At 41.6% G+C, this 10703-nt stretch carries 8 protein-coding genes; 5 read left to right on the forward strand and 3 right to left on the reverse strand.

The window, feature by feature from the left end; genetic code table 11:
• Positions 1–80 precede the first annotated feature (80 nt).
• From HHO47_RS14525 to HHO47_RS14535, 3 genes are all read right to left on the reverse strand, one after another.
• Positions 81–3164, reverse strand: a complete 3084-nt coding sequence (locus HHO47_RS14525) for an efflux RND transporter permease subunit (RefSeq protein WP_169020942.1) — start codon at positions 3162–3164, stop codon at positions 81–83.
• 2 nt (positions 3165–3166) lie between these two features.
• Positions 3167–4183 carry an efflux RND transporter periplasmic adaptor subunit gene (locus HHO47_RS14530; protein WP_211183734.1) on the reverse strand — a complete coding sequence of 339 codons (1017 nt, stop codon included), beginning with the start codon at positions 4181–4183 and terminating at the stop codon, positions 3167–3169.
• A 214-nt stretch (positions 4184–4397) separates the two neighbouring features.
• The gene (locus tag HHO47_RS14535) at positions 4398–5405 is read right to left on the reverse strand and encodes a rhodanese-related sulfurtransferase (RefSeq protein WP_169020943.1); all 1008 of its coding nucleotides are present in this window, start codon (positions 5403–5405) and stop codon (positions 4398–4400) included.
• A 215-nt stretch (positions 5406–5620) separates the two neighbouring features.
• Between HHO47_RS14535 and HHO47_RS14540 the strand changes: the two genes are divergently transcribed.
• The 5 genes from HHO47_RS14540 to HHO47_RS14560 all read left to right on the forward strand — a co-directional run bounded on the left by HHO47_RS14540 (position 5621) and on the right by HHO47_RS14560 (position 10378).
• Complete coding sequence (locus HHO47_RS14540) at positions 5621–6946, forward strand: DEAD/DEAH box helicase (RefSeq protein ID WP_169020944.1); 1326 nt, start codon at positions 5621–5623, stop codon at positions 6944–6946.
• Between the two features lie 2 nt (positions 6947–6948).
• A complete protein-coding gene (locus HHO47_RS14545; RefSeq protein ID WP_169020945.1) occupies positions 6949–7779 on the forward strand; it encodes a CvfB family protein in 831 nt (276 codons plus the stop codon).
• A gap of 352 nt (positions 7780–8131) precedes the next feature.
• Positions 8132–9010: a hypothetical protein gene (locus tag HHO47_RS14550; RefSeq protein WP_169020946.1), complete on the forward strand. Its 879-nt coding sequence runs from the start codon at positions 8132–8134 to the stop codon at positions 9008–9010.
• Positions 9010–9495: a hypothetical protein gene (locus tag HHO47_RS14555; protein WP_169020947.1), complete on the forward strand. Its 486-nt coding sequence runs from the start codon at positions 9010–9012 to the stop codon at positions 9493–9495. The genes HHO47_RS14550 and HHO47_RS14555 overlap by 1 nt, the downstream gene beginning before the upstream one ends.
• A 46-nt stretch (positions 9496–9541) precedes the next feature.
• Positions 9542–10378 (forward strand): alpha/beta hydrolase, encoded by an 837-nt coding sequence (locus HHO47_RS14560; RefSeq protein WP_075170337.1) that lies wholly within the window; start codon positions 9542–9544, stop codon positions 10376–10378.
• The last annotated feature ends 325 nt before the right edge of the window (positions 10379–10703 follow it).

A 10703-nucleotide genomic window follows, 5' to 3' on the forward strand; every position in this document is an offset into this window, starting at 1 on the left:
GGAATCCTTGTGGCGTGAATCTAGTTGAATTGTGAGCCTAATTGGCTATTTTTTCAAAGAAAAATAGCCAATTAGCGTAATTAATTATCTACTTGATCTAACTCCTGAGCTAATTGTTTTGACTCATCGCCGCGAGGGCTGGTAAAGCGGGCTAAACCCAAGTAAATCACCGGTGTTAAGTACAAAGTAAACAACACCGCTAAAGACAAGCCACCAAATACGACCCAGCCAATGGCATTACGTGCCTCAGCCCCTGCTCCAGTTGATAATATCAGCGGCAGTGCACCTAGTAAGGTGGATATCAAGGTCATAGTAATTGGTCTTAAACGTACTAATGCTGCTTGCTCTACCGCTTTACGCACGGTTAATCCTTGGTCGCGCAATTGGTCAGCAAATTCAACTAACAAAATCGCGTTTTTCGCGATTAAACCAATTAACATCACCAAACCTATTTGCGAGTAAATATTTAAAGAAGTACCAGTTAAATACAGCGCTAAGATTGCTGATGTAATACCAAACGGTACGGTTACCATCACCACTACGGCACTATTAACATTTTCAAACTGTGCTGCTAATACTAAAAATACGATTAAAAATGCCAATATGTAAGTGATAAATACTTCATTAGAGGTTTCTTCAAAGGTTAATGCTTCACCTTTAAATGCCAAGCTAATGCCACTTGGTAGCGTTTGCTCTGAAATATCACGTAATTGCGATACCAGCTGTGCAATACTCATGTCCGCTGGCAATTCCATATCAAGCTCGATGGCACGACGCTGTGCGTGGCGTTCAAGCTCGGCGGCAACACCTTCTTCAGTAATGGTTGCAACACTACTCAGTGGTACTAACTGACCGTTATTTGCACTGATATATAAATTAGCGAGATCACTGGGATCTTTAATGGTTTGATTTTGTGCTTGCAGAATAATCGGTACGGACTGATCACCAATATTTAAATCAGCAATATCATCGCCATTTATCGCAGCCCGTAAGGTGATTGATATATCGCTCAGTGATACCCCTAATTCCTCTGCACGACGTCTATCAATATTAACCCGCAATTGCGGCTGCGATGGCTGATATGAAATACGCACGTTGTCAATCGACGGGATCGTCTGCTCAACCTGTGCAGCAAAATCTTGTGCGGCCTTATAAATCTGCAGGTAATCTTGCCCTAATAGTGCCAGCTCAATACCGCCACCTTGACCGCGTAAATTTAAACTATTTGACCCAGACGGATAACCTGCAGCTCCAGGAATATTACCCAGCGGACCACGAATTTTGTTAATGATCTCTTGCTGTGAAAAATGACGTTCATCCCAGTGTTTTAAAGGCACGGTAATAAACACAATATTTGGGTCCCACTGCCCTACAACGGTATAAATAGATTCAATTTCGCCGCTTTGCACATACGCCAGCAAAATATCTTCCATTTGCATTGCTTGGCGGTCCATAAAGTTCAAACCAACACCATCAGGGCCCCGAGCAAAGATACGGATTTTTCCGCGATCCTCTGAAGGCAGTAATTCATTGTCTAAATTAAGATACAAAGCGCCCGAACCCGCAGCGACTAATAAACAAGCTATAAACGTAAGCCACGCATGATCAAGCACCCAATGAATGGTTTTGGTATAAATATTAGCAAGCCAATGGCCTATTTTAGCAAACGGGTGTTTACCACCTTGTTTGAGTTTTAGCTTTGAGGTGAGCGCTGGCACTAATGAAAGCGCCACAAAGCTTGAAATGATCACCGCTCCCGCAAGTACCCCACCAAACTCCCTAAATAATCGCCCTGCTGTTGAAGGTAAAAAAGCGATAGGAACAAATACCGCCGCCAACACCGCAGTCGTTGCGACAACAGCAAAAAACACTTCTCGGGTGCCAATAACCGCAGCAGCACGGCGGCCAAGGCCTAAACCGCGTTGACGTTGAATGTTTTCGCTGACCACTATCGCATCATCAACTATCAACCCCGTTGCTAACACTAATGCCAGCAAAGTAAGTATATTGATTGAAAAACCCAGTGCCCATATCAACGCTAATGAACCAACCAAGGCAACAGGAATTGCAAATGCAGGCACTAAAGTCGCACGCCAAGAGCCAATAAACACCCACAATGTAATGATCACCAGCAGCACAGTTAATACCAGTGAGTAAATAACCTCATCAACTGAGCTCCTGATAAATTGTGCATCATCGGAAGTTAGAGTAAATTTAAGCTCCGGAAAACGCGTTTGCACTTTTGCTAATAAACTTAATACCTCGTCAGATATTTCAATGGTATTTGACTGTGCTTGACGTATAACTTCCATGCCAATCACTGGCTGGCCGTTTAAGCGAACCATAGAGCGAGGATCCGCAGGGCCAAAATACACCGCCGCAATATCACCAATACGCGTACCATCACGAATAATAATATCGGCCACTTGCTCAGCGGTAACCGAGGTTGCATCTGCGCGCACAATAATTTGTTGATCCGTCGATTTCAAACTACCGGCCGGTACGTCAAATGGCGCTTGGCGTAGTACTTGGGCTACATCAGGAACGGTTAAATTAAAACTGGTTAATTTAAGTGGATCAAGGCGTACCCGTAAAACACGTTTTCGGTCACCATTTAAACGTACATCTGCCACACCTGGAATGGTTAAAAACTGCGGTGCTAAATCAACCTCAACCAGTTCAGTCAACGCTTCAAGGGCTATGGTATCGCTTGATACGGTCAAAGATACAACCGCCTCGGCATCATTATCAGCCTTGATAATAGAAACGCGCTCAACTTCTTCAGGCAACTCACGTTGTACACGTGCTATCGACTCACGGGTTTCATTGGCAGCATCATCAAGGTCAACACCAGCACGAAACTCAACAACAATCCGTGCGTTGCCTTCTTCACTTTGTGCGCGAATGGTTTTTACACCACTTACGCGAGCCACTGCTCCTTCAAGTTTACTGGTTACTTCGGTATCAACCGTCTCAGGAGAGCCGCCAGGAAATGAAGCCGACACCGTGATCCTTGGCGTATCAACATCAGGCAGTTCACGAACTTCAACTCCGGCAATCGCCGCAATACCCGCAATAATGATCAGTAAATTAAGCACCACAATAAGGACAGGTCGGCGAATTGCCATTGAAGGGAGATCTTGCATCATAGGTTGTTGTTTCATACCTACTCCTGCGCGGCTGCAAGTGGCTTGATATAATTAAGTTCTTGCGCCGGGCGTAAACGTTGTACGCCTTCAACTACCAAAATATCGCCTTCGTTTAAAGGCCCAGATACGAGCAAACGACCCGCTAAACGTTGTTGGATTTTAACATCAACGCGAGTTGCCTTTTGAGCAACACTTGTCCATACATAGGGACCGGTTGCGCCCCATAAAAGTGCAGCTTCAGGCACGGCAGCCAAACTTTGCCCTAAGACCTCAATATGTACTCTAAAACTCATACCTGGTAAAAATTGTGCTTGTGTATTATCCAGTTTTGCCTTGACACGTAACGTACGTGTTTGTGGGTCAATGCGTGAGTCAAGATAAGCTATTTGCGCATTTATCGCATTACTTCCTTGCCACGGTATTACGGTCACATTACCGCTGCTTCTAAGCATTGAAATTGCCGACTCTGGGGCATTAAAATTAATGTATAACGAACGAGTATCATCAATACTCGCGATGGCTGTTTGAGTGGTAATACGGTCACCAACTTCAACATCCGTTAACCCCATAGTGCCACTAAAAGGCGCTCGTACTTGGCGATCTTCTAATTCGGTTTCTGCTTTAGTCACCGCAACTTTCGCTAACTCATACACGGTTTTTGCATCATCTAGATCACTTTTTGGCACCGCCCCTTTAGCATGACTTTGCTGCAAACGTGTTTGTATTCGTTCACTATCTGCAAGTTTTATTTTCGCTTCATTAAGCGCCGTTTTTTGTCTGCGCGAATCTAGCTCTAATAAAATAGTACCTGCGGTTACCTGATCACCGGGTTTAAAATGCACAGCCGTCACTTTATCCCCCACTGCAGGATAGAGGATAACAGAACGAATAGCTTCAGCATTACCAACCGCTTGAACTTGCTCTTTTGCACGTTCCATCGCAACAGATTCAACAATTACATTAGCAGCAAATGCCGATGGCATTACCGCAGAACAAGTAATAAAAACGCTGACTAAAAGAGCTCGTAATTTCAAAAATATCACCTAATTAATTATTATTTTCATGATGGCACGCAGTGTAACAGTGTTTTGATCAATAAAAAGTCTAGTTCGATTAACTGTCAAAACAATACGTTGAAATATCTTTATAATGGAGTAATTTAAAAGCTGCAACTCAATCTAGTTTACCTTTTAAAAAGCCCCAGACAATGCTGAGGCTTTATAAGACGATAGTAAGAGCTCGATTAAATCACTTTTTACGCTGTGCGTCTTTTTGCGCTTTTTTAGCCTCTTTACGTTTTTGTAAAACAGCTTGTGCTTCGTTGCCGATATGGCCTTCACCACGAGCTTGCGCTAATTCAATTTGCTTTTGACGCTCAGCAAATCGTTCACGTTGTTCGTCGGTGACATCAGCAATACAATGATGACACGAGACCCCTTCCATGTACTCTGGTTTTAGCTTTTCTTCTTCAGTGATTGGCATACGACACGCATGACATTGATCGTATGAGCCTTTTTGTAAGTCGTGATCGACTGCTACGCGATTATCAAATACAAAGCATTCACCTTGCCACATGGTCTCTTCTTTTGGCACTTCTTCTAGGTATTTTAAAATGCCGCCTTCAAGATGGTACACATCTTCAAAACCTTGCTCTTTCATGTAAGCCGTTGATTTTTCGCAGCGAATCCCACCTGTACAAAACATCGCTACTTTTTTATGCTTTTCTGGGTCGAGATTTTCTTTTGCCCACTGCGGAAACTCGCGAAATGTTTTAGTATTTGGATCTACTGCGTTTTCAAAAGTACCTATTTCGATTTCATAATCATTGCGGGTATCAACTAAAATAACCTCTGGATCTGAGATCAATGCATTCCAATCTTGTGGTTTTACATAACTGCCAACCACTTTCAGCGGATCAATCCCTTCAACCCCCATTGTGACGATTTCTTTTTTTAGTTTTACTTTAGTACGGTAAAACGGGCATTCATCATCAAATGATTCTTTACTAACAATGTTATCAAGATTCGGTTGGCTGTCTAACCAGCTTAAAAGGTTGTCAATACCTTCACGCTTGGCAGACACTGTACCGTTAATACCTTCTGCGGCAATTAATAAAGTACCACGTACTTCATTGGCTTCCATCACATCTAACAGTGGTTGGCGTAAGGCTTCGTATTCAGGTAAAGAAACAAACTTATAAAGTGCACATACAACAAAGTGCTCGCTGGTTGCATTGTCTTTATGGACAGCAGTCATGGTGATCCCTATTTTGCTTTAGCCGTTATTGGCGGTAACCGAATCGTAAATCCGGCGCATAATACATATTGAGGGCGCGTATTTTACGCTTTTTCTAATTAAATGCAAAAAAAGCAGTGATAATTGGCTTTTTACTGTTAGCTGCACTCGGGACTGCGCTATAATGGCAAAATTATTTATACCCAAACAAATTGCTCATTTTGGAGAAACACACTTTGCATTTTACTGATCTTGGGATTGATACTCGCCTTGAAACACAATTAGCGCATCAAGGGATCACCCAGCCTACCGATATTCAAGCCCATGCAGTGCCTACTGCCCTTGCAGGTCATGACATTTTCGCTCAGTCTAAAACTGGGTCAGGCAAAACCTTAGCTTTTTTATTACCTGCTGTTCAACGGGTTATAAAACAAAAGGCGCTCAGTAAACGTGATCCTCGTGTGCTTATTGTGGCGCCTACTCGTGAACTGGCGACCCAAGTTTTTACTCAACTTAGGTTACTTATCGCGGGAACCAATATAAAAGCGGTAAAAATACTCGGTGGTGAAAACTTTAATGACCAAATTAAAGCACTGCGTAATGATCCTCATTTTGTTATTGCTACACCAGGTCGTTTAGCTGATCACCTCACCCAACGATCATTGCAGTTAAGTGGTTTAGAGTTATTAATTTTTGATGAAGCAGATCGGATACTTGATTTAGGTTTCACTGAACAATTAAAAATGATTAATGATTTGGCCGACCACCGCTTACGCCAAACATTATTGTTTTCAGCCACGCTTGATCACGCCCAAGTTGATGCGCTATCGCGTAATTTACTTAAAAAGCCTAAACAAATAATGCTAAGTGCTGCAAATGAGCAGCATTCTGATATTAAACAGAGCTTATATTTAGCTGATCACTTAGATCACAAAGAAGCGCTATTAGAGCACTTTGTTAAACAAGAAGACGTTGGCCAATGCATTATTTTTACCGCGACACGAGCAGACACAGCCAGATTAAGTGAGCTTTTAAATAGTAAAGGGTTAAAAGCTCAAGCGCTGGCGGGTGATTTAACGCAAAGTAAGCGCCTTGATATTATGGATGCTTTTAGCCGGGAAAACTTTAAAATTCTAATTACCACTGATGTTGCCTCACGCGGCCTTGATTTATTAAGTGTAACTCATGTAATCAATTTTGATTTACCTAAACACGCTGAAGAGTATGTGCATCGTATTGGTAGAACTGGTCGAGCTGGCTTTAAAGGCACAGCTATCTCATTGGTCGGTCCTAAAGATTGGCCTAGTTACAAAGCAATTAAGTCATTTTTAAATGATGAATTAGCTTTTCATACTGTTGAAGGGCTAACGGGTAAATTTAAAGGCCTGCGGGATAAAAAACCGCAAGTACAGAATAAAGTAAACGATAAAGTAAAACCAAAAGCTAAAGCTGCGCCTAAGCGCAAAGCTAAGCCGAAAAAACCACAAGCACCAATTAAAGCACCTTTAAATATTGATGGTGATGCACCTATGCGTCGTCGTAAAAAGCCAGAGCAGGAATAATTATGAGTTACCTTGGTACAACCCAAACTTTATTTGTAAACGAAGTAAGTAACGAAGGTGCTTACCTTGATGGCCATGATTTAGGTGAGGTTTTTTTACCTAGTCACGAGATTAAACATGAGTTAGAAGCCGGCGATAGCATCAGTGTTTTTATCTTTTTAGATAATGCAAATTTACCGACAGCAACAACTAAAAAACCACACGCTCAAGTGGGTGAATACGCCCTACTACGCGTTAAAGAAATTAATAGCATCGGCGCTTTCTTAGATTGGGGTTTAGACAAAGATGTACTTGCCCCATTCAATGAACAAAAACCAAGAATGCAGGAAGGTTATTCCTACCTCGTGCGTTTATATTTAGATAATGCCAGCGGCCGTATTTGTGCATCAAATAACTTTAATCGCTTTCTAAATAAGACAGAGCCTGAGTATGCACCACTGCAAGAAGTACAGCTTATTGTGACAGGAAAAACAGACATTGGTTACAAAGTCATTATTGAAGAAACGCACTTTGGGGTGATCTTCTATAACATGGTGTTTAAAAACATGTTTGTTGGCCAACGCTTAACAGGTTATGTTCAAAAAGTACGTGAAGACGGTAAGATTGACGTTATCCTAGAAAAACCAGGCATGGCTAAAGTAAGCGAGCTTGGCGAAAAGATCATGGATAAGTTAAAACAAGAAGGTGGCGTGCTCGCAATAGGCGATAAATCCGATCCTGAACTTATCAAAAAAGTGTTCTCTACCAGTAAAGCAAACTACAAAAAAGCCATTGGCGGCCTCTTCAAGCAAGGTTTAATTGATATTGAAGCAAATTCTATTAGGCTTAAGTAAGCGGTAATTTAAAATGATATAGAAAAGAGTAAAGTGAAAGCTTTGCTCTTTTTTGTTTTTATAAGCCTCAATGGCAACTATGAGCGTGAACCGGACACTGAAAAAGTTAAATTTATTCCTACTTCTTTGAGTAGGAACCTAATTTTGGCTGATAACATTATTAACCGCCGTTTTGGTGTATTTTAACCACGGTAATTTTATAACATACGTAATTTCCTGTTTACATTGGGGTTGTTTAGTGGAATTATGGAGCTATGTAATATACACCGTTTTGGGGTGTTATAATCCCCCAAAATGGTGTTCAATAAGCTGTTATTTCTCATCATAAATTCAATCAAAGGAGTAAGCTGAAATGCTTTCAGATCAGGAAAAGAAAGAGTTAAAACAACAAATAAAATCAAACCAACATGAAGTATTCGTTGTTTCAATTGAAGAAATGGATGTCATTGTGCAATCCTCACCTAAAGGGAAGTTGCCGCATATTAAAAATGCTTGGCAAAAGTTAAAGGGGAAAGCGGAAGTCGGAGCAAACTATTACGCCTCAGCAGATGATCTTAGAACCCTAAGCAAACTCGTCGGCGATCTTGGCGGGTTTGCTTCCAAGGCCTATGTCAAGAGTTATGGTGGAAAGCCGCATATCATCCTAAAAGGGCACCCAGGGTTGCGGCGCGTTCTGACTGGCACCAAATACGGCATAAAGAATCCTAAAGTCATTACAATGGGGTTAGGCAAAGCGGGGGCAATACACGCTGCAAAGTCTGGAGGTATTCTATCAATCGTATTGCTTTCCGCTTATAGAGTGGCGGACTATTTTTTAACAGATCAGGCCACACTAAGCCAGCTTATTGGTTCCTTGGCCACAGATGTAGTGAAAGTAGGTATTGCTACAGGCGCATCAATAGTTGCTGCATCTGCAGTTGTTGCAATGGGGTTTACTATAGCAATAGGGCCAATCGCAGCGGTCGTTTTGGTCGGAATTGGCACATCTATGGCTTTGAGTGCCTTGGATGAACACTATGGGGTTACAGACAGAGTTATAGCTGGTTTGGATGACATCGGTAACAGCATTGAAGGTCGAATCGATCAAGTAAAACAAAACTTATATCAAAATATGGGTAAGCTAGCAGATTCAATTTTTGACTACGCAGTTGAATCAGCAAAATCGGTCTTAATTGATGCTGCTAAGCATACGATAGATAAGTTTCTTACCGGAAGGCCGAGGCTGCAATAATGAATGATGAACTCCATCCATCAGTTTTAGTTCGGCTTTTGAGTATTAGTTTTTTTCTGGTATTCGCTCTTGCTGCTTTAGCATGGTTTTCCCTTAGCATGAATGATCTCACAACCGCCCTTTCAAGTGGTCTCCCTATGGTTGGTTTTGACAAGGGTTCAACATACATGCTGGGCGCTGGCATTGGCGGTCTTATAATCGTCATTGGGGGAGTGATTCAAGGACTACTTCGGAAAAATTTAACTCCTAGAGCGAAAACTTTGTTTGCGAGAAGTTTAATCTTTAGCTTGATTTTAATGTTCGGGTTTCCTCATGTAGCTCATTACGCTGTAACCAGCTACACACAGCAAGAAAATTATCAAGTTTGCAGCGATGCTACCTATCGGTGGGCTTTATACAGTAAATTCTATTACACAAAAAACAATTTGGCTTGCAGTGAACTAGTCGAACAAAAAGAAATAACAAAAAGCTCAAGCGGACGCTGAAAAGCGCGCCGCTTAGCTTGGCGTTATACACATCAGGGAAGTTAGAATGAAGAAGTTAGTATTGGCGCTCTCAATCTTGTTGCTTACCTCATCAGCATTGGCGGATGACTCAATTTTATTAGGCACCTCTACATCGTTAGAATCGAAGATCATGGGTGAAAATAGACCTTATATGGTTTACTTACCCCCGTCTTACGAAACAAGCGAAAATACCTACCCTGTCATTTATCTTCTTGACGGTGATATCCACAGATTTAAGGGATTTGTCGGAGTACTTGAATCATTGAGTACAGAAACGTTAGAAAATCAGGTTCAAGAGTCAATTGTCATTTCCATTCCGAATACAAATAGATCACGAGATTTAACGCCTTCATCTCTTAGAGAATGGAAGTTTAAAGGCCGAGTTTTGGACACATTTGAACAAACAGGAAATGCTCAACAATTCGCTGATTTCCTTAAAAAAGAGCTAATACCAGCCATTGATGCTAAATACAGAACTTCTAAAAAACGGCTGTTGGTTGGTGAATCGTTTGGCGGTTTGTTTGCTGCAAACACTCTTCTAAATTCACCATCTGTTTTTACAGACTACCTAATTATAGATCCAACATCTCTATGGGATAACGACTATTTAAATAGAGAATTTAATGCTAGTAATGGAGAATTAAAGCCTAGTTCTCGTGTTTACTTTGCTTTTGCAGACAATTCTCACCTAGGAGAAATCGGATTAACTAATTACAAATGGGGTACTACTTTTGCCTCATCTGTAATAGAAGCAACACACGGTATCTCTCAACAGCATTACTTTGAAAATGAAACTCATGGCACTGTTGCTTTTCTAGCTTGGTACAATGGCCTAAAAGTCCTTTTACCAGCGACCGAGTAGTGATGTGTATAACAAACCAAGTAAGCGGGACAGTAACACGTGGGCTCTCGTCACTTCGTTCCGAATTTTAGCCCACGTATTATTGCCCCTTCTTGGGGCGTTGGTATGACTCCCACTGTCAAGTTAAACGCACTGATCCTTGCCTAACTTTTTAAGCCATAATTACTTCAGCTCGAATTAGAGCAAGTTAATACATAGGATGAAGCAAGTAATGTCGTCGGTTATCTTGCTGATATTCGTTGGTTATTACTATTTCTAGTAACAGAGCAGACCTTACTTAGTTCGTCGTGGCACCTGTCTTCAGTCTATGTTCGTGGTTCAATGC

The organism is Pseudoalteromonas arctica, assembly GCF_012927645.1.
Classification (GTDB): domain Bacteria; phylum Pseudomonadota; class Gammaproteobacteria; order Enterobacterales; family Alteromonadaceae; genus Pseudoalteromonas; species Pseudoalteromonas arctica_A.